The following is a 20299-nucleotide window of genomic DNA, read 5'->3' as shown; positions in this document are numbered from 1 at the left end:
CGCTTACATATTCGGATAATTTGGTCCTCCGCCGCCTTCCGGCACGACCCAGTTGATATTCTGGGTCGGGTCCTTGATATCGCACGTCTTGCAGTGGACGCAATTTTGCGCGTTGATCTGGAACCGGGGATTGCCCTCTTCCTGACCCACCACTTCATAAACCCCTGCGGGACAGTAACGCTGCGCCGGCTCGTCATAAAGGGGCAGATTATAGCTGATCGGGATCGTCGGATCTTTCAGCTGCAAATGGACCGGCTGGTCCTCCTCATGATTGGTGTTGCTCAGGAACACCGACGACAGCCGGTCGAAACTCACGACGCCATCGGGCTTGGGATAGGCGATCTTCGCGCAGCTATCCTTCCGCCAGATTTTCTCATTGTCAGCCTTGTGCTTCATCGTGAAAGGCAGGCCGATCTTGAGCGTCCGCATCCACATGTCGATGCCCGCCAGCAGCGTGCCGATCGTGCCGCCGAACTTCGACAGCAACGGCTCGGCATTCTTCACCGGCTTTAATTCGTCCGCGATCCAGCTCGACCGCAGGCGCAGTTCATAATCGTCCAGCACATCGCGCGCGCGCTCATTCTGGATCGCCTCGAACGCCGCCTCGGCCGCCAGCATCCCCGACTTCATCGCCGTATGCGTGCCCTTGATCCGGGGCACGTTCACAAAGCCCGCCGAACAGCCGATCAGCGCGCCGCCGGGGAAGACCAGCTTGGGGATCGACTGCCAGCCGCCCTCGTTGATCGCCCGCGCGCCATAAGACACGCGGCGACCGCCTTCCAGGAACTTGCGGATGTCCGGGTGCTGCTTCCAGCGCTGGAATTCCTCGAACGGATAAAGATGCGGATTGCGATAGCCCAACCCAACCACGAACCCCAAAGCCACCTGCCCATTGGCCTGATGATAGAGGAAGCCGCCGCCATAGGCATCGGTCAGCGGCCAGCCCTGCGAATGGATGACCAGCCCCGGCTGATGCAGCGCGGGATCGATGTCCCACAATTCCTTCATGCCCAGGCCATAGACCTGCGGTTCGCTGTCCGCATCCAGCGCGAACTGGCGCTTCAAAACTTTGGTCAGGTGGCCGCGTGCGCCTTCGGCGAAGAAGGTATATTTGGCGTGCAGTTCCAGGCCGGGCTGATAGTCGCCCTTATGGTTGCCCTCTCGATCGACGCCCATGTCGCCGGTCGCCACGCCCTTCACGCTGCCATCCTCATTATAGAGGATTTCGGCCGCCGCAAATCCGGGGAAGATTTCGACGCCCAGCCCCTCGGCCTGCTCCGCCAGCCAGCGGCACAGATTGCCCAGCGATCCGGTATAGGTGCCCTTATTGTGCATCCAGCCCGGCGTCAGGATGTGCGGCATCGCCATCTTGCCGGTCTTGGTCAGGAACCAATGCTGATTATCCGTCACCGGCACGTCGGCCAGGCTGCATCCCATATCGCGCCATTCCGGCAGCAATTCGTCCAGCGCCTTGGGGTCGATCACCGCGCCCGACAGGATATGGGCGCCGATTTCCGACCCCTTTTCCAGCACGCAGACCGCCAGTTCCTGGCCGGTATCATTCGCCAACTGCTTCAACCGGATGGCCGCCGACAGACCGGCCGGTCCGCCGCCGACGATGACGATGTCATAGGGCATCGATTCCCGTTCGCTCATTCATCCCTCCATAGGGCGACCGGCGGGCTGCACCCCGTCCTCTCCAATCGCCGCATTAGTCCAACAGTTTACCAGTCAAGGCGATGAAGCACCTTGACCCCCTCGTCAACCTCTGGCCCTAACAGTTCGTGATGCGGGGATTATTGCAGGATGATGCGGCCAACGCCGACGCCTATCTGGCGTGGTGGCAGCTTGCAGGCGTGGACAGCGCCATAGGCGAATCGCCCGTCAACTGGCTGCGCCCGGTGGCCCCGCGCCCGGCGGCCGCGGCGACCACAGTCCCTGTCACAGAGAAACCGCGAACCCTCGAATCGTTCCTCGCCTGGCTCGCCAATGATCCTGCCCAGCCCGAACGCCGCTGGGTGGGGGAGCAGATCGCGCCGACAGGCAGGGCGCAGGCGGAGCTGATGGTCGTGACCGACCTGCCCGATCCTGCTGATATGAGCGAAGGCCGCCTGCTGGCCGATCGTGCCGGTCTGTTGTTCGACGCCATGCTCCGCGCCATCGGCTTAGACCGCGACGCCATCCACCTCGCCTCGCTCTTCACCGCCCGTCCGCCCGGCGGCATGGTGGAGGCGTCGGACCTCGCCCACGCGGCCGATCGTATGCGCACCCATGTCGCACTTGCCCAACCGCGCCGCCTGCTGCTGCTGGGCGACCGGACGATCCGTGCGCTGATGCCGACAGACGGAGCATCATCGGGCAATAGTTTACGCCAATTTAATCATGATGGCGGCAATGTGCCCGTCGTCGCCACCTTCCACCCCCGGCTGCTGCTCACCCAGCCCGCAGCCAAGGCGGAATGTTGGCGCACCCTGCAAAGCCTGATCGAGGAAACCCGTCCGTGATTCGCGCAGCGACCCAAATATCCCGTCTCGCCCTGATCGCCATGGGGCTGGCCGCCGCGCTTCCAGCCCAGGCCGACACCGCCCCCGTCCTGCCGACCCTCGCCACCGAAACCTCCCCACTGCAACTGAGCGACGGCGACAAAGCCCGCTACCGCGCCATCTTCACCGCGATCCAGGCGCAGCAATGGGTCGATGCCAAGGCGATGATCGCCGCGCTCGACCCGCAGGACGCTGTTCGTCCGCTCGCGCTCTCCGAAATCTATCTGGCGAAGGGATCGCCCAGGGTCGAACTGTTCGACCTGCTCGATCTGGTCAACAAGGCCGCCTGGCTGCCCAAGGCGGACCAACTGTCCCGCCTGGCGCAAAAGCGCGGCGCGACCATCCTGCCGACCCTGCCGCAGATCCAGAAGATGGTCTGGCTCGGCGCCGCCCCGCGCCGCCAATATGTCGCCGCGACCAAGACCGACGCGCTGGCGCAGGCGCTCGCGGGTCAGATCCAGACCTATGTGAAGAATGACGATCCGATTGGCGCGGAAGCCCTGCTAGCCACCGGCGAAGCGGGCCTGACATCGGAAGGCCTGACCGAAGTGCGCCAGCGCGTCGCCTGGGCCTATTATATCGAAAATGACGATGTGAACGCCCGCCGCATGGCCACGCGCGCACTCGAAACACGCACCGGCGGCGACTGGATGGTGCAGGCGCACTGGACCAATGGCCTGGCCTCCTGGCGTCAGAACGACTGCCGCACCGCCGCCCCCGCCTTCGCCAATGTCGCCGCGCTGGCGGGTGACGCCGACATGCGTGCGGCGGGCGCCTATTGGGCCTCACGCGCCTATATGGTCTGCGGCGAGGCGGAAAAGGTCGCCGCCTATCTGAAGCAGGCCGCTCGCTCGGACGAAACCTTTTACGGCCTGCTCGCCCGCGAATCGCTGGGCATGCCGATGCAGGTCGCGGCCCTGGTCAGCCGTTTCAGCGACATGGACTGGCGCGTGTTGAAGGACAGCCCCAATGTCCGTGCCGCCATTGCCCTCTCGGCGATCGGCGACAACAGCCGCGCCGACGAAGCGCTCCGCTATCAGGCGAAGATCGGCGGCCCCGCCCAATATGACGCGATCCTCCGCCTCGCTGGCGCGCTCAGCCTGCCCGCAACGCAATTGTGGCTTGCCCATAACGGCCCGGCCGGCAAGCAACCCGCCAGCTTCGCCCGCTTCCCGGCGCCGAACTGGCGGCCCGACGGCGGCTGGCGCGTCGACCCGGCACTGATCTTCGCCCACACGCTCCAGGAATCCGGCTTCCGCTCCGATGTCGTCAGCAGCGCGGGCGCGCGCGGCCTGATGCAGGTCATGCCCGGCACCGGCGGCGACATGGGCCTGTCCTCGGCGTCGCAACTGTTCGTGCCATCGACCAACATGGAATATGGCCAGCGCTATCTGGAAACCCTGCGCGACATGAGCGCCACCGGCGGTCTGCTGCCCAAGGTGATGGCCGCCTACAATGCCGGCCCGCTCCCGGTCAGCCGCTGGAACACGCAGGTCCATGACAAGGGCGATCCGCTGCTCTTCATGGAATCGCTGCCCTATTATGAAACCCGCGCCTATGTGAACATCGTGATGCGCAATTACTGGATGTACCAGATCCAGGCGAAGGGCAGCGCCGAGTGTCTGACGGGCATGGCGCAGGGCATGTGGCCGACCTTCCCCAATGCAAAGGGCGTGAAACTGGTGCGCCTCAGCAAGGCGGACGGCCGCGCCCTATCTACAACCTCCCTGTCCACCGCCTCGCTGGGCGGCGGTTCCGACTGATGCCGATCGATGAGGGCCGGGCCTTCATTCCCGTCCGCATCGCCGTCCTCACCGTCTCCGACACGCGCGGGCTGGCCGAAGACCGTTCCGGCGATGCCCTGATCGAACGGTTGGAAAGCGCCGGCCATATCCTCGCCGACCGCTATATCGAGCGCGACGACCGCTCCGCCATCGTCGCCCGGCTCCATGCCTGGATCGACGATCCAGAAATCGACGTCATCCTCACCACCGGCGGCACCGGCGTCACCGGTCGCGACGTCACGCCCGAAGCGCTCGCCCAAGTGCAGGATAAGGAAATCCCTGGTTTCGGCGAGCTGTTCCGCTGGCTCAGCTATCAAAGCATCGGCACCTCCACCATCCAGTCCCGCGCCACCGCCTGCGTCGCCCGCGGCACCTATATCTTTGCGCTGCCCGGCTCGACCGGCGCGGTGAAGGACGCCTGGGACGGCATCCTGGTCACTCAACTCGACAGCCGCTTCCGCCCCTGCAACTTCGTCGAACTCATGCCGCGCCTGACGGAACGATAAAGTCAAGTCAACGGCAATTAGTTAGCCAACTAATTAAATTCGTATAGGCGATTCAACTGTCGCACTCGCTGTATCATTTGACAGCCCGTTCCGCATATGTTCTATCGCTTCATGGCGATCGAAAAGGGCAGAGGCGCAACGCTGAACGGCGACAGCCACCGCTTCAACCTGCCCCAGCGGGAAGCTGACGGCGACTGGCTCGACGCGATCGAACATCTGGACGGCCCAATCCCGCGCCGCCGCACCCAGGTGACTATCGAACATCCCCGCACCATCCTGACCCGCAACGCCAGCCCGGACATCGGCTTTTCCCAATCGATCAACGCCTATCGCGGCTGCGAGCATGGCTGCATCTACTGCTTCGCCCGGCCGTCCCACGCCTATCACGACCTGTCGCCCGGCCTCGATTTCGAAACCAAACTCTTCGCCAAGCCCGATGCTGCAAAGCTGCTTCGCGCCGAACTGTCGAAGCGTAGCTATGTCGTCGCGCCGATCGCCATGGGCACCAATACCGACCCCTATCAGCCGATCGAAAAGGACTGGCGGATCACGCGGGACATATTGGAATTGCTGGTCGAAACCGGCCACCCCACCTTCATCACCACCAAGTCCGACCGCATCTTGCGCGACATCGACCTGCTCGCCGATCTGGCCCGCGACGGCCTTGTGGCGGTGATGGTTTCCGTCACCAGCCTCGATCCCGCGGTCGCCCGCACCCTGGAACCCCGCGCGCCCCATCCGCTGCGCCGGATCGACGCGATCCGCCAGCTATCGGCGGCCGGCATCCCCGTGACCGCCAGCATCTCGCCGGTCATCCCGGCCATCACCGACCATGAGATAGAAGCCTTGGTCGCCCGCGTGGCGGAGGCGGGCGCAAGAGAGGTGAGCTACATCCCCGTCCGCCTGCCGCACGAGGTCGCCCCGCTGTTCCGCGCCTGGCTCGACACCCACTATCCCGACCGCGCAGCCAAGGTGATGGAAATCATCAACGACCTGCGCGGCGGCCGCGACAACGACCCTAGTTTCGGCACCCGCATGCGCGGCCAGGGCGTCTGGGCCGACCTCCTCCGCACCCGCTTCACCAAGGCCCGCAAGCGCGCAGGCCTTGGCGCGGAACGGCTGACGCTGCGCACCGACCTCTTCCACCCGCCGGAAGGCGCGCAGATGCGGTTGTTTTAGGGCTCGTTCTTTTCGTCATCCCAGCGAAGGCTGGGGTCTCGTGCTGAGGCACGCGACCGTTGAACCTACACTTCCCAAACCTATCGCGCCATCGCCTGAGACCCCAGCCTTCGCTGGGGTGACGGTCATCGGGCTTTCGCCTTCCGTAGGCCTGCCCGCCACCCGCCATCGAAAAATATCACCCCACCAACCGCATCGCCGTCCGCCGGGTCCGCGTCTTATAACCGTCCGCCTTCACGTCCATCCGCTCGAACCGCTGGATCGACAGCCCCTTGATCGTGGAGATCGCGTCCACCTGATCCGCACCCAGACTATATTGGTCGCCCAGGAACAGCCGCGCCGCCTGCCCGTCGCCCACCGGCGCGCGCAGGAACACTTCGCTCCGCCCGCCACTGGCCCCGGCCAGCAGCGCCGCCAGCGCCTCGACCGCCTGCGGCGTCTCCACGTCGACCGTCAATTCCATCCTCGACGCGCTGGCGATCGCGCGGAACGGCTCGACCCCCCGCACCGTCACGCGCGGCGTTTCCTCGCCCGGCAACCGGTCCAGTTCCACCACCAGCAGCGCGCAATCGCCGTCGGCGGCCAATTCCTCGATCGCCTTGCACGCGCCCTCGTCGAAGCAACTCGCCTGAAACTGGCCGCTCTGGTCGGAGAAGGTGGCATTGGCATAGCGCGCCCCGCGCTTGGTTTCGCGCCAGCGCACATCCTCGACCATCGCCGCCATGATCGTCATCGCGCGCCCATCGGCGTTGGGCGCGGGCATCGGCGCCTGGCACACCGCGCCATAGCTGCGCGCGCCCCGCGCTTCGGCCAGATGCTTGTATCGATCGACCGGATGGGCCGAGAAATAGAAGCCGAACGCCTCCTTCTCCTGCGCCATGCGGTCCGCCACCGTCCAGGCCTGATGCGGGGGCACCCGCACATCGGCATGGGGCGTTTCAACGTCGCCAAACAGCCCACCCTGCCCGCTCTCGCGCGCCTGCGCATTGCTCGAAGCTACCGAAAGGATCGTCTCCGCCGCCGCATGCACCCCCGCCCGATCGGCATATATGCCGTCGAAAGCCCCCGCCGCCGCCAGGCTTTCCAACTGCCGCCGGTTGAGCAACCGCGGCTCGATCCGGTCAGCGAAATCATCCAGGCTCTTGAACGGCCCCGCCGCCTCGCGCTCGGCGACGAGCTGCTCCATCGCCTTCTCGCCCACGCCCTTGAGGCCGCCCAGCGCATAGCGCACGGCAAAGCCCAGTCGCTTGTCCTCGCCCTCGCAGGGCACAGCCTCGACCGTGAAGTCCGCCTGGCTGCGGTTGAGATCGGGTGCCAGGCAGGTCAGCCCCATCCGCCGCATATCGTCCACGAATACGGTGAGCTTCTCGGTCAGGTGGATATCGAACGCCATCGACCCGGCATAGAATTCCGCCGGATAATGCGCCTTCAGCCACGCCGTCTGATAGGCCAGCAGCGCGTAAGCGGCGGCGTGCGACTTGTTGAAGCCATAGCCTGCGAACTTGTCGATCAAATCGAACAGCTCGTTCGCCTTGGCCGGCTTGATGTCGCTCGCGGCGCAGCCCTCAACGAAGCGCGACCGCTGCGCGTCCATCTCCGCCTTCACCTTCTTGCCCATCGCGCGGCGCAACAGGTCCGCGTCGCCCAGGCTGTAACCGGCCAATATCTGCGCGGCCTGCATCACCTGTTCCTGATAGACGAAGATGCCATATGTTTCTTCGAGGATCGGCTTCAGCAATATGTGCGGATATTCAATCTCTTCCTGCCCGTTCTTGCGCCGCCCGAACATTGGGATATTGTCCATCGGGCCAGGACGATAGAGCGACACGAGCGCAATGATGTCGCCGAAATTAGTCGGTTTAACCGCCGCCAGCGTCTTGCGCATCCCTTCGGATTCCAGCTGGAACACGCCGACCGTGTCGCCGCGCTGGAGTAGGTCGTAAACCGCCGTATCGTCCCAGGCGAGCGTGTCGAGATCGACCGTCACGCCCCGCGCCGCCAGCAATTGCACCGCCTTCTGCAACACCGACAGCGTCTTCAGACCCAGAAAGTCGAACTTCACCAGCCCCGCGCCCTCGACATATTTCATGTCGAACTGCGTCACCGGCATGTCCGATCGCGGATCACGATAGAGCGGCACCAACTGCTGCAAAGGCCGGTCGCCGATCACCACGCCGGCCGCATGGGTCGAACTGTGGCGCGGAAAACCCTCCAATTTCATCGCATAGTCGATCAGTCGGCGGACCTGCTTGTCATTGTCATATTCCGCCCGAAACTCGGCCACGCCGTTCAGCGACCGCTCCAATGTCCACGGATCGGTCGGATGATTGGGCACCAGCTTGGCGAGCCGGTCCACCTGGCCATAGCTCATCTGGAGCACGCGCCCGGTGTCCTTCAACACCGCGCGCGCCTTCAGCTTACCGAAGGTAATGATCTGCGCCACATGGTCCGCACCATATTTCTGCTGGACATAACGGATCACCTCGCCGCGCCGGGTTTCGCAGAAATCGATGTCGAAGTCAGGCATCGACACGCGTTCCGGGTTCAGGAAGCGTTCGAACAGCAGCCCCAGTTGCAACGGATCGAGATCGGTAATCAGCAGCGCCCAGGCGACGACCGACCCCGCACCGGAACCACGACCCGGCCCCACCGGAATATCATGATCCTTCGCCCATTTGATGAAGTCGGCGACGATCAGGAAATAGCCCGGAAAACCCATCTGGATGATGATGTCCGTCTCGAACTTGAGGCGCTCGATATAGGGTCGGCGCGCCTCATCCGCGATGATGCCCAGCTTTGCCAGACGCGCGTCCAGTCCGGCGCTCGCCAGGTCGCGCAGCATCGCCGCTTCGCCCTCGATATCGCCGGCCAGGCTGGGCAGGATCGGCTTGCGCTTGGGCGCGGCCACCGCGCAGCGCTGCGCGACCACCAGCGTATTGGCCAGCGCTTCGGGCAGATCCTCGAACAGGCGCTTCATCTCGCCTGCCGGCTTCATCCAGGCGTCGGGCGAACTGGTGCGGCGGTCAGGCATATCGACATAGGCGCTGTCGGCGATGCACAGCATGACGTCATGCGCCTCGTGGAAATGCGGCTCGGTAAAACAGGTGGGATTGGTCGCCACCAGCGGCAGGTTGCGATCATAGGCCAGGTCGAGCAGATACGGCTCCGCCTTGCCCTCCACCGGGTCGAGCCGGCGGCAAATTTCGACATACAGCCGATCGGGAAACAGCGCCTCCAGCCGCTCGACATAGGCCATCGCCGCGTCAGGCTGGTCCTCCGCGAACAGCCGCGCCAAAGCGCCCTCGCCCCCCGCCGTCAGGGCGATGACGCCATCGGTCCGCCCCGCCAGCGCCTCTATCGTTACATGCGGCACCTCCTCGACGGGCCGGTCGAGATGCGCCATGGATACCAAAGCGCAGATATTCTCATATCCTGCGGCATCCTGCGCATAGAGCGCCAGCCAGTCATGCATCGGCGCATTGGCGGGCCGCCCCGGCCGCAACACGCCCAGCATCGCGCCGATGATCGGCTGCACGCCTTCATCCTTGCACCCGTCGGAAAAGGCCATCGATCCATACAGCCCGTTGCGGTCCGTGATCGCCGCTGCTGGGAAACCCAATGCCTTGGCCTGCTTGGCGATCTTCTTGGGATCGATCGCTCCTTCCAGCATGGTGTAAGAGGAAAAGACGCGCAGCGGTACAAAGGGAGCATGGGGCATGTCGGCCAATCTAGGGCCGATGGCTGATTCGGCCCACCCCTTCGACGACGAAATCTGTGGGTAAGCCACAACGACCCAATGCTTAACAGATTACTAACCTGTCGCCGCTATCGCTGCTGCTATCATGCGTCTCTCCACGATCACCAACTGGGCCTATGGGGCCACCGTCGCTCTCACCCTTTGTTCCGGCGCCACCATGCTGATGGCGTCCAGCGCCGAGGAACGCGAGCGCGCCGCGGTCGCGCAGCGCGCGACCTTCGACCAGGCGACCGCCACCTTGGAGGAGGATGTTTATCGCCTGACCGAACAGGCCCGTGGCTTCGTCATCAGCGGCGATCCCAGCCATCTGATCGCCTATCGTCGCGAAAAGGAGGCGCTGCGTTCGGTCGAACAGCGCATCGCCCATCTACGCGATGTCGGCGCCAGCGAAGCCGAACTGACCGCCTTGCGCCAGGCCATGCACTGGGCGGACGCGCTGACCGAAGAGCAGGAAACAGCCATCCGGGCCGCTGAGGCGAACGATGGCAGGACCGCCCGCACCATATTGTTCGGCGACGAATATGGCCGGGAACTGGACCGGGTTGCTGCACAGGTCGGCAAATTCCAATATATGCTCGACCAGCGCACCGATCATGCCGTGACCCGCGCCACCGACACCGCCCGGCAATGGCGCACCATGTCCGAAATCATGCTGGGCATGACGGCGCTGTTGTTCCTGTGTGTTCTCTATTTCATCCTGAAACAGCGCATCCTGCGGCCGGTCGTGCGCCTGAGCGATGTCGTCACCCGCCTGGCCGCGCAGGATTATGACGCCATTCCGCCCGATACCGCCCATGTCGATGAAATCGGCGACATGGCGCAGGCGATCCGCATCTTTCGCGAAAACGGGCTGGAACGGCAACGGCTGGAGAAGGAGCGCGACGCCGACCGCATGATGCGCGACCTGATCTCGCGCCTGACGCAACGGCTCCAGGGCTGCGACAATGTCAGCGACCTGGTCGATGTCGTGCGCCGCTTCGCCCCGGAAATCGCGCCTGACTTTCCGGGCCGGCTCTATATCCACGACAATCGCCGCAACGCCATGGCCCAGGCGTGCGACTGGCTCTCCCCCGCTTATTCGCGCGGCGAATTTCCGCCCTCGGCCTGCTGGGCGCTGCGGCGCGGCCAGACCCACCGGCCGATCGGCGAGATGGTCGACATACCGTGTGAACATCTGGGCGTGGTGGAAAGCGTCAGCACCATCTGCATCCCGCTCGCCGCGCAGGGCGAAAGCATCGGCATGCTCTATTATGAGGAGCCGACGAACAGCAGCGCCGACCATCTGGAACGCACCGGCCAGTATCTCGATATGCTGGCGGAAAATATCGGCCTGGCGCTCGCCAATCTGCGCCTGCGCGACGCGCTGCGGGAAATGGCGATGGCCGATGCGCTGACCGGCCTGCCCAACCGGCGCCAGTTCGACGCCATGCTTCAGACCCTGGTGCAGGACGCCGATCGCCACGGCGCGCCGCTGGCTTGCCTGATGGTCGATATCGACCATTTCAAACGGTTCAACGACAGCTATGGCCATGATGCGGGCGACGCCGTGCTGCGCGCCGTGGGCAATGTGCTGGGCGATTCGCTACGCGAACATGGCCACGCCTTCCGTCTGGGCGGCGAGGAGTTCGTCATTCTGATGCCGGGCTTCAACCTCGATCAGGCGCTTGGCCGAGCGATGCAGATCCAGCGGCGCATTCAGGATTTGCGCCTGGGGCATAATGGCAAGGAACTGGGTCCGATCACGGCCTCCTTCGGCCTGTCCGCCTTCCCCGATCATGGCCGGCCCGACCGGCTGCTCCAGACCGCCGACGCCGCGCTGCTACGCGCCAAGTCTGAAGGCCGGGACCGCATCCTCGTGGCGACCGTGCGGGATGGCGCGTCCGCGGCGGCTTAAGCGCCCTGCAGCACGCCTTCGTGCAGCCGAACGACGCGGTCCATCTTCTGCGCCAGCCGCTCATTATGCGTCGCAACCAGCGCGGCGGAGCCTTCCCCGCGCACCAGTCGCAGAAATTCCGACAGCACAACGTCCGCCGTCCGCTCGTCCAGATTACCGGTCGGCTCATCCGCCAGCACCAGCGCAGGCCGGTTGGCCAACGCACGTGCGACGGCGACGCGCTGCTGCTCGCCCCCTGACAACTGGCTCGGCCGATGGTCGAGCCGATGGCCCAGCCCCAGCGCCGTCAGCAGCGATTCCGCCCGCGCCTTGGCCGCGCCCATCTCCACGTCGCGGATCACCTGCGGCAGGATGACATTCTCGGTCGCGTTGAAATCGGGCAGCAGATGGTGGAACTGATAGACGAAGCCCAGCGCATCGCGGCGCAACCGGGTGCGGCCGTCATTGTCCAGCTTCGCCGCTTCCTCGCCATCGATGCGGATCGAACCGTCGAACCCGCCCTCCAGCAGCCCGACCGCCTGCAACAGCGTCGATTTGCCCGAACCGGACGGCCCCAGCAACGCGACGATCTCGCCCGGCCCGACGGTCAGGTCGATGCCGCGCAGCACGTCGATGGTGACGCCGCCCTGGGTGAAGCTGCGAGCAAGGCCCGTGACCTTCAGGATATCATTCATAACGCAGCACCTGGACAGGATCGGTATTGGCGGCCTTGAAGGCCGGATAGAGCGTGGCCAGGAAGCTGAAGACCAGCGCCATGACACAGATTACGGTGATCTCTACCGGATCGGGCTGCGATGGCAGTTCGGTCAGGAATCGGATCGAGGGGTCCCACAGATTCTGCCCCGTCACGAACTGGATCGCATTGACCAGGCTCTGACGGAAGAAGAGGAAGGTGAAGCCCAGCACCATGCCGGCCACCATGCCCAGCGTGCCGATGGTGACGCCCACCGTCATGAATATCTTGACCAGCCCGACCCGGCTCGCCCCCATCGTCCGCAATATGGCGATGTCGCGGGTCTTGGCGCGCACCAGCATGATGAGCGAGGAGAGGATGTTGAACACCGCCACCAGCACGATGATCGACAGCACGACGAACATCGCCACCCGCTCCACCGCCAGCGCCTCGAACAGCGATGCGTTCATCTGCCGCCAGTCGGTGATGGCCGCGCGGCCGGCGACCTTGCCCGCCAGCGGCTCCAATATCTGGCCGACCCTGTCGGGATCGATCGTCTCGACCTCGATCATGCTGACCACATCGCCCAGCAGCAACAGCGTCTGGGCGTCCTCGACCGGCATGACCACCATGGCCTTGTCATAATCATAGATGCCGACCTCGAAGATCGCGGCGACCTGATAGGCGACCTGCCGCGGCACAGTGCCGAACGGCGTCGATCGTCCGGCCGGATTGACGATGGTCAGGCTGTCACCCAGTTGAACGCCCATATTCTCGGCCAGCCGCGACCCGATGCCGATCTTGCCCGCATTGGCGACCAGATTGTCCAGGCTACCGGCCAGAACCTTGCCCTTGAGCGTCTTGTTGGCGCGAATGTCGGGCACGGTCATGCCCCGCACCAGAACCGCCTCCACCCGGCCGTTGAATGTCGCGAGCAGCGGCTGTTCGATCATCGGCGTGGCGCTGGTGACGCCGGGCGTCGCTCTCGCCTGCTTCAGCACGGACTGCCAGTCGGGCAGGCGCCCGCCATAGCCCTGCACGACGGCGTGACCGTTCAGGCCGACGATCTTGTCGAACAGCTCGGCGCGAAAGCCGTTCATGACGCTCATCACGATGATGAGCGCGGCGACACCCAGCATGACCGCGGCCAGGCTAATGCCGGCGACAAGGAAGATGAAGCCCTCCCCCTTGCCCGGCAACAGGTAGCGCTTGGCGATCATGCGTTCGTAACGGGATAGAATCATGTGGCGCGAACGGCCCCTTGCAGGATGATGTGCCTGACGCTCTAGGCATGGCGACCTGTCACGGCAAGCATTGCCGGATTGTTGCATCACGGCCACAGCGACGAACGGAAAATAGCACGGCCCGGATTTTGCCCGTGACTCGGCCCCCCGTCAGTCATAGCAAGACAACCGAAGCACAGGTAAATGGCCGTGGTTCAGGGATACTGCATCCCGCTTCGAGCTTAGGGGGCTGAGAAGCGGTTGAGGCAGGCCAAGGGGGAGACGAGCAATCGTCCATTAAACACCCGGATCGTGACAACACGATCCGGGTGTTTTTTATTGCCTCTTCTTTACGGCATCATGACGGCGCAGACGATAGGACAAAGCGTCCACCCTCGCCTTTGCCGATCCCGCAAACAGGGCCGCGCCGCCCTCTTGAAACCTTTTACGTCCAAACCATATCCATCCCGTCCGGCCGCCATCATGGGGCCGGGCATGGTATCGCCGGACGCCTGTCGCAGGGTTCGGTTTGTTCATTTTGCTCTTTGGGAGATTATGACAATGCGTGGTTTTGACCTCACCCCCTATCGCCGCTCCACCGTTGGTTTCGATCGTCTGTTCGACCTGATCGAAAACAACGCCCGGCTGGCGCAGGGTGACAATTATCCGCCCTTCAACATCGAACGTCTGTCGGAGGATCGCTATCGCGTGACCCTGGCCGTCGCCGGCTTCCGCCCGGAAGAGATCGATATCACCGCCCAGCAGAATCTGCTCCAAGTGGTCGGTCGCAAGGACGACGCCCCGTCGGCGGATCGCTCCAAATTCCTGCATGTCGGAATCGCCAATCGCAGCTTCGAACGCCGCTTCGAACTCGCCGATTTCGTGCGCGTGGAAAAGGCTGACCTGGCTGATGGCCTGCTGACGATCGAGTTGGTGCGCGAAGTGCCCGAAGCGATGAAGCCCAAGAAGATCGCCGTCAATGGCGGTCAACTGGTCGACATCAACGCCAAGGACCGCGACGCCGCCTGATCCGAACATCGATGCAAGAGCGAGGGGCGCGGTCGTAAGGCCGCGCCCTTTTCATATCTCGACCTGGCTGCCCAGTTCGACGACGCGATTGGTCGGCAGGCGGAAAAACTCCATCGCGCTTTCCGCGTTGCGCAGCATCCAGGCGAAGATCTTCTCGCGCCACAGAGGCATCCCCGGCTTGGCCGAGGGCAACAACGTCTGGCGGGCGAGAAAGAAGCTGGTGTCCATCATCTTGAACGCCTGACCGCAGCCCGTGATATTCTTAAGCGCCGCGGGAACGTCTGGCTCCTGCATGAACCCATATTGCAGCACCATGCGGAAGAAGCCCCGGCCCAGATCCTCCAGCTTGCAGCGGCCGTCATCCTCGACCACCGGCACATCCTTGATCTTCACGGTCAGCAGGATGACCCGTTCGTGCAGCACCTTGTTGTGTTTGAGGTTATGCAGCAGCGCGTGCGGCACCCCATCCGGCGTCGATGTCATGAACACCGCCGTGCCCGGCACCCGTACCGCGCTGTTGGCGGCGGACGCGACGAACACCGGGATCGGCATCGCCGCTTCGCGCAACCTGTCCTGCACCAGCCGGCGGCCACGCGACCAGGTGGTCAGCAGCGTGAAGATGACGAAGCCGATCAGCAGCGGGAACCAGCCGCCGTCCGGCACCTTCGTCAGGTTCGCCGCCAGATAAGCGCCATCGACGATATAGAATACTGCCAGCACGGGCGCTGCATAATACCATTTCCAGTGCCACAGACGGTACAGCACGACGGTCAGCAGCACATTATCGATGAACATCGCGCCGGTAACGGCGATGCCATAGGCCGCGGTCAGGTTGGATGAGGTCTTGAAGGTGAGGACGAGCAGGATCACCATCACCATCAACCCCCAGTTGATGAGGGGGATGTAGATCTGGCCCGCGGTCGATGCGCTGGTATGTTCGATCCGCAGCCGCGGCATGAAGCCCAACTGGATCGCCTGCTGCGTCACCGAAAACGCGCCGGAAATGACGGCCTGCGACGCGATGATGGCGGCGAGCGTGGCCAACACGATCAGCGGCAACTGTCCCCATTGCGGCGCGAGATTATAGAAGGGGCTGTGGAGCGCCGCCGCGCCTTCGCGGAACAGCAGCGCGCCCTGTCCCATATAGTTGAGCATCAATGCGGGCAGCACGAAGGCGAGCCAGGACACCCGGATTGGATTGCGGCCGAAATGGCCCATGTCGGCATAGAGCGCTTCGGCCCCCGTCACCGCCAGCACGACCGATCCCAGGGCCAGAAAGGCCGGCAGCGGATCAGTGACGAAGAACATAACCGCCCAATAGGGGTTGAAGGCGTAGAGGATGCCCGGCGTTTTGATGATGGAAAGGACGCCCAGCGCCGCGATCGTCACGAAATAGGTGAGCATGATCGGGCCGAAAAAGGCCGCGACTCGATTGGTGCCCAAGCCCTGAATCCAAAACAGGCCAAGCAGGATGACCACCGCCACCGGCAGGATCACGGGCGCCAGATTTGGATTATAGACCGTCAGACCCTCGACCGCGGACAGCACAGACACTGCCGGGGTGATCATCGAGTCACCGTAGAAGAGCGCAGTGGCGAATACGCCCAGCAGCACGATGCCGCGCGACCAGCGCTGCGTCCTGGTCTGGCCGTTAATCAACGCCAGCAACGCCAGGCTGCCGCCCTCGCCCTTATTGTCGGCCCGCATGATGATGCTGACATATTTCAACGTCACCACCAGCATCATCGACCAGAACATCAGGCTGATGACGCCCAATATATGGTCGGGGTCCAAGGTGAGCTTGTGATGACCGGCGAAGGTTTCGCGAAAGGCGTAGAGTGGGCTGGTGCCGATGTCGCCGAACACGATGCCGATCGCGCCGACGACCAGCTTCACCGTCGCTTTTTGCCGCCCATGACCATGACCCCCATGCTCCTCGTCATCGGAAGCCGGCGCAGTATTGGGAAGGAGGTCAGCCATGAAGGATCATGTTCGTATCGACACCCAATAGGGGGCGACTGCGGAATGGTCCGCGCGTCCCCCGTAAACCGCCGCGCCCTATCACGGCTCCATGGAGCGCGCAATGTGGACGCTGCACTGCATCATGGCCCTGCCGGAGCGCCCGATGCCAGCATGGCGTCGATACGCGCGATATTGGCCTCCAGTTCCGCTTTCACCTTGCTCCCGGCAGGGGCGCTGGCGGCGAGCGGCGCCCACAGGTCGCGCGCCGCCTGCAACTGGCCGTTGCGGGCCAGGGCGAGGCCATAAAAATAGCGGGGCGCCGGCCCTTCCGGGTCCAGCGTTAGCGCGCGGCGATAGGCGAAGTCCGCGCCGGGCGACACGACGCCGTCGGCATGGGCGACCAGGGCATTGCCCAGCCCCAGCCACAGATTGGGATCGTCGGGCGTCGCGCGCAGGCCCGACAGCAGGATATTGGCGGCTTCCCGCGTCTTGCCCTGCCGACCCAGGCCATCGGACATCATCAGCCATTGGCCCGCCGGGCCGTAGCGTTCGGCCAGCCCGCGGCGTTGCTCCGCGAGCTTCTCGTCGAACTTGTCGCCCGCGCTTTCCCTGCTGACGCGCGGTGCGCCGGCGAGGCCCGGATTGCCCTGCCAGGCATAGCCGGCCAGGCCCAGCAGCAGGGCCGCCGCGCTGATCTCCCGCGCCGATCGGGGAATACGGCCGATCAGGAGCAAGGCAATGAAGCCGCCGGCGGCGAGGCCGAAGGCGATGAACCAGCCGGTCATGCCCGCTTCCTTCGCTTGATCCGACCGCGCAGCAGAAGCAGGCCCAGGCCCAGCAACAGCAGCGGCGCAGCCCAGAGCGGCCAGAGGATCGGCGCTGCGGTCGGTTCATAGCTGACCCAGTCGCCATAGCGGGCGATCAGCCAGCTGCGGATCGCTTCGGGCTGCTCGCCCGCCATGATCCGCTCGCGAATCTGCGATCGCATGTCGCCCGCCATGCTGGCGCCCGAATCGGCGATCGACTGGCTTTGGCAGGTCAGGCAGCGGATGGTTTCCATCAGTGCCTTCGCCTTGCGCTCCAGCGCGGGGTCGGCGATCTGCCGGTCGGCATAGGGCGCGGGCGGCAGCGCGGTCTGCGCGGCCAGCGGCGTGCCAAACAGCGGCAGGGAAACCAGCGCCAGCAGGACAGCGACAACTAGCCTCATTGCACGTCCCTCAGCTTTTGCAGGATCATCGGCACGTCGTCGGCCCGGATGTCGCCGATATGCTGATAGGCGATGCGGCCCTTGCCATCGATCACGAAGGTTTCCGGCACGCCCGACGATCCCAGCGCGATCTGCACGCCGCTGCGCGCATCCAGGCCGATGCGGGCATAGGGGTTGCCGTAGCGTTTCAGGAAGGCGTCCACGTCCGGCCGGGCATCGCGGATGGCGATAGCGTCGATCTCAACCCCGGCCTTCCTAAGCGCTTCGAGCTGCGGTGCTTCGGCGGCGCAGGGCACGCACCAGCTGGCAAAGATGTTGAGCAGGCGAGGCTTCCCAGTGGCGAGTTGGACGCTGGACAGCGCCGGACGGTCAGTGGCCGCCGCGGGCAGGCTGAACGCCGGCAAGGGTTGGCCGACCAGGCGCGAATGGATGACGCGATCGTCGGGCTTGAACAGCCCGCTGGCGAACAGGCCGATAAAGCCCAGGAACAGCGCCAGCGGCAACCAGATGAGCAGCCGCCTCATAGCCGCGCCTCCCGCGCGCGCCACTTCATCAGCCAGCCGCGCCGTTCGCGCCCGACCAGCGCCAGCGCGCCGCCCAGCGCGATCATGATTCCGCCCAGCCAGATCAGGGTCACGAACGGCTTCCACCAGATGCGCAACTGCCACCGACCGCCCTCCACCTCTTCGCCCAGCACGACGTAGAGCTGGCCGTCCCAGCGGGTCAGCAAGGCCGCTTCGCTGGTGGTGGTGGGCGGCGAGGCGAAAAAGCGCGACTGCGGCCGGATCAGCACCGAAGACCCGCCGCGGCTGGCGTCCATGTCTGCCTGCAACGCGGTCCAGTTGTCGCCGGCGATCGGCATGATCTGGCGGAAGCACAGCGACCAGCCCGCCGTCTGGATCACATCGCCGGGACGGGCGGCGACCAGCTTCTCGACCGTGAAGGCCGAATCACACGCCATGCCGGCGAGGCTGACCGCGCAGCCCAGATGGGCGACGACCATGCCATAGGTGAAGAGCGGCGTCCGCAGCAGCTTGCGCTTCCACAGCGGGGAAAGGCTGCCGACGCCGACCGCGACCGCGATGACGAGACCGAGGAACGGCAGGATGCCGATGCGGCCCCAGGCAAAAAGACACAGGGAAATGGACACCAGTAGCGCGATGCAAAGCGGGACCAGCAATCGTTTTCCAACAGCCCGCGCCTGATCCTTGCGCCAACGGGTGAGCGGCCCCGCGGCCATCGCCACCATCAGCGCCAGTGCGATCGGCCCGGCGATCCGGTCGAAATAGGGCGCGCCGACGGAGACCTTGTGCCCAAAGGCTTCGGTCATCAGCGGATAAAGGGTGCCGATCAGGACGAGGCCCAATATGACCGTCAACAGCAGGTTGTTGACCACCAACATGGTTTCGCGGCTGACCAGTTCGAACGGCGCGCCTTCGCGCACCGATCCGATCCGCCAGCCGAACAGCGCCAGCGCGCCGCCGATATAGAGCGCGAGCAGCCCCAGGATGAAGCTGCCCCGCGTAGGATCGACGGCGAAGGCGTGAACGCTGGTCAGGATGCCGGAGCGCACGAGGAAAGTGCCCACCATCGACATGGAGAAGGCCACCACCGCCAGCATCACCGTCCAGGCGCGCAGCGCGTCGCGGGTCGCCAGCACGGTAACGCTATGCAGCAGCGCCGTCGCCGCCAGCCACGGCATAAGCGAGGCGTTCTCGACCGGGTCCCAAAACCACCAGCCGCCCCAGCCCAATTCATAATAGGCCCAATAGCTGCCCGCCGTGATGCCCAGCGTCAGCAGCACCCATGCGCCCAGCACCCACGGGCGCATGGCGCGGGCAAAGGCGGCGTCCACCTGCCGCGTCAGCAGCGCGCCGATGGCGAAGGAAAAGGCGACCGACAGCCCGACATAGCCGAGGTAAAGCGTGGGTGGATGGAAGGCCAGGCCAGGGTCTTGCAGCAGCGGGTTCAGCCCCTGCCCGTCCGCAGGCGCCGGATCGATCCGCGCGAAGGGATTGGAGGAGAAAAGGAGGAAGGCATAAAAACCGAGCGAAATCGCCGCCTGCCCGCCCAAGGTTGCCATATGGGCGTTCCGCTGCAACGCCCGCTCGAACAGGGCGACGGCGGCGCCCGCCACGCCCATCACCGTCACCCACAGCAGCATCGAGCCTTCATGATTGCCCCATGTGCCGGCGAATTTGTAGAGCCACGGCTTCATCGAATGACTGTTGGTCGCGACCAGCAGCACCGACATATCGGAACGCAGGAATAGGGTGATGAGCGCGGCGAAGGCGATGGCCGTCAGCACCCCCTGCGCCACAGCGGCGGGCCGGACGGCGGCCAGCAGTTCGGCTTTGCCGCCCTTGAGACCCGCGAACGCCAGGACCAGTTGGAGCAACGCCAGCGACGCGGCGAGCCAGAGCGCGGCGAGCCCCGTTTCGGCGATCATGCGCGCTGCCCCTCAATCGCATATCCGTCATGCCAGCGAAGGCTAGCATCTCTCTTTTCTTGCGCGCATGGCAGAAAGGCAGTGAGATCCCAG

At 64.6% G+C, this 20299-nt stretch carries 15 protein-coding genes; 6 read left to right on the top strand and 9 right to left on the bottom strand.

Going from position 1 to position 20299, the window contains the following annotated elements:
- Window positions 1-3: 3 nt before the first annotated feature.
- Window positions 4-1656 (bottom strand): electron transfer flavoprotein-ubiquinone oxidoreductase, encoded by a 1653-nt coding sequence (locus CEQ44_RS13050; protein ID WP_088182170.1) that lies wholly within the window; start codon window positions 1654-1656, stop codon window positions 4-6.
- Window positions 1657-1787: 131 nt separating this feature from the next.
- Between CEQ44_RS13050 and CEQ44_RS13045 the strand changes: the two genes are divergently transcribed.
- The 4 genes from CEQ44_RS13045 (at window position 1788) to CEQ44_RS13030 (ending at window position 6012) form a co-directional block, all read left to right on the top strand.
- Window positions 1788-2504 (top strand): uracil-DNA glycosylase family protein, encoded by a 717-nt coding sequence (locus tag CEQ44_RS13045; RefSeq protein WP_088182171.1) that lies wholly within the window; start codon window positions 1788-1790, stop codon window positions 2502-2504.
- Window positions 2501-4306 (top strand): lytic transglycosylase domain-containing protein, encoded by a 1806-nt coding sequence (locus tag CEQ44_RS13040; RefSeq protein ID WP_088182172.1) that lies wholly within the window; start codon window positions 2501-2503, stop codon window positions 4304-4306. The genes CEQ44_RS13045 and CEQ44_RS13040 overlap by 4 nt, the downstream gene beginning before the upstream one ends.
- Window positions 4306-4833, top strand: a complete 528-nt coding sequence (gene moaB / locus CEQ44_RS13035; protein WP_088182173.1) for a molybdenum cofactor biosynthesis protein B — start codon at window positions 4306-4308, stop codon at window positions 4831-4833. The genes CEQ44_RS13040 and moaB overlap by 1 nt, the downstream gene beginning before the upstream one ends.
- Before the next feature lie 111 nt (window positions 4834-4944).
- The gene (locus CEQ44_RS13030; RefSeq protein ID WP_088182235.1) at window positions 4945-6012 is read left to right on the top strand and encodes a PA0069 family radical SAM protein; all 1068 of its coding nucleotides are present in this window, start codon (window positions 4945-4947) and stop codon (window positions 6010-6012) included.
- Between the two features lie 178 nt (window positions 6013-6190).
- Here CEQ44_RS13030 and dnaE read toward each other — a convergent pair whose 3' ends face one another.
- Window positions 6191-9730, bottom strand: a complete 3540-nt coding sequence (dnaE, locus tag CEQ44_RS13025) for a DNA polymerase III subunit alpha (protein ID WP_088182174.1) — start codon at window positions 9728-9730, stop codon at window positions 6191-6193.
- Window positions 9731-9854: 124 nt separating this feature from the next.
- Here dnaE and CEQ44_RS13020 point away from each other — a divergent pair, with 124 nt between their 5' ends.
- A complete protein-coding gene (locus tag CEQ44_RS13020; RefSeq protein ID WP_088182175.1) occupies window positions 9855-11663 on the top strand; it encodes a diguanylate cyclase in 1809 nt (602 codons plus the stop codon).
- Here the strand turns inward: CEQ44_RS13020 and CEQ44_RS13015 are convergent.
- Complete coding sequence (locus CEQ44_RS13015) at window positions 11660-12337, bottom strand: ABC transporter ATP-binding protein (protein ID WP_088182176.1); 678 nt, start codon at window positions 12335-12337, stop codon at window positions 11660-11662. The genes CEQ44_RS13020 and CEQ44_RS13015 overlap by 4 nt on opposite strands.
- Window positions 12330-13580: a lipoprotein-releasing ABC transporter permease subunit gene (locus CEQ44_RS13010; RefSeq protein WP_088182177.1), complete on the bottom strand. Its 1251-nt coding sequence runs from the start codon at window positions 13578-13580 to the stop codon at window positions 12330-12332. The genes CEQ44_RS13015 and CEQ44_RS13010 overlap by 8 nt, the downstream gene beginning before the upstream one ends.
- Before the next feature lie 534 nt (window positions 13581-14114).
- Between CEQ44_RS13010 and CEQ44_RS13005 the strand changes: the two genes are divergently transcribed.
- Window positions 14115-14588: an Hsp20 family protein gene (locus CEQ44_RS13005; protein ID WP_176400191.1), complete on the top strand. Its 474-nt coding sequence runs from the start codon at window positions 14115-14117 to the stop codon at window positions 14586-14588.
- Window positions 14589-14639: 51 nt separating this feature from the next.
- Here CEQ44_RS13005 and CEQ44_RS13000 read toward each other — a convergent pair whose 3' ends face one another.
- The 5 genes from CEQ44_RS13000 to CEQ44_RS12980 all read right to left on the bottom strand — a co-directional run bounded on the left by CEQ44_RS13000 (window position 14640) and on the right by CEQ44_RS12980 (window position 20206).
- Window positions 14640-16568, bottom strand: coding sequence for a potassium transporter Kup (locus CEQ44_RS13000; RefSeq protein WP_088182179.1), 1929 nt, complete (start codon window positions 16566-16568; stop codon window positions 14640-14642).
- 122 nt (window positions 16569-16690) lie between these two features.
- Window positions 16691-17335, bottom strand: coding sequence for a cytochrome C biosynthesis protein (locus tag CEQ44_RS12995; RefSeq protein ID WP_088182180.1), 645 nt, complete (start codon window positions 17333-17335; stop codon window positions 16691-16693).
- The gene (locus CEQ44_RS12990) at window positions 17332-17757 is read right to left on the bottom strand and encodes a cytochrome c-type biogenesis protein (protein WP_088182181.1); all 426 of its coding nucleotides are present in this window, start codon (window positions 17755-17757) and stop codon (window positions 17332-17334) included. Before CEQ44_RS12990 ends, CEQ44_RS12995 begins: the two co-directional genes overlap by 4 nt.
- Window positions 17754-18281, bottom strand: a complete 528-nt coding sequence (locus CEQ44_RS12985; protein ID WP_088182182.1) for a redoxin family protein — start codon at window positions 18279-18281, stop codon at window positions 17754-17756. The genes CEQ44_RS12990 and CEQ44_RS12985 overlap by 4 nt, the downstream gene beginning before the upstream one ends.
- Window positions 18278-20206, bottom strand: coding sequence for a heme lyase CcmF/NrfE family subunit (locus tag CEQ44_RS12980; RefSeq protein WP_088182183.1), 1929 nt, complete (start codon window positions 20204-20206; stop codon window positions 18278-18280). The genes CEQ44_RS12985 and CEQ44_RS12980 overlap by 4 nt, the downstream gene beginning before the upstream one ends.
- Between the last annotated feature and the right edge of the window lie 93 nt (window positions 20207-20299).

Origin of the sequence: Sphingobium sp. Z007 (assembly GCF_900013425.1) — a bacterium.
Lineage (GTDB): Bacteria > Pseudomonadota > Alphaproteobacteria > Sphingomonadales > Sphingomonadaceae > Sphingobium.
Note: the sequence above shows the minus strand (reverse complement) of the source record. Positions and strands in the feature narration are given on the sequence as shown.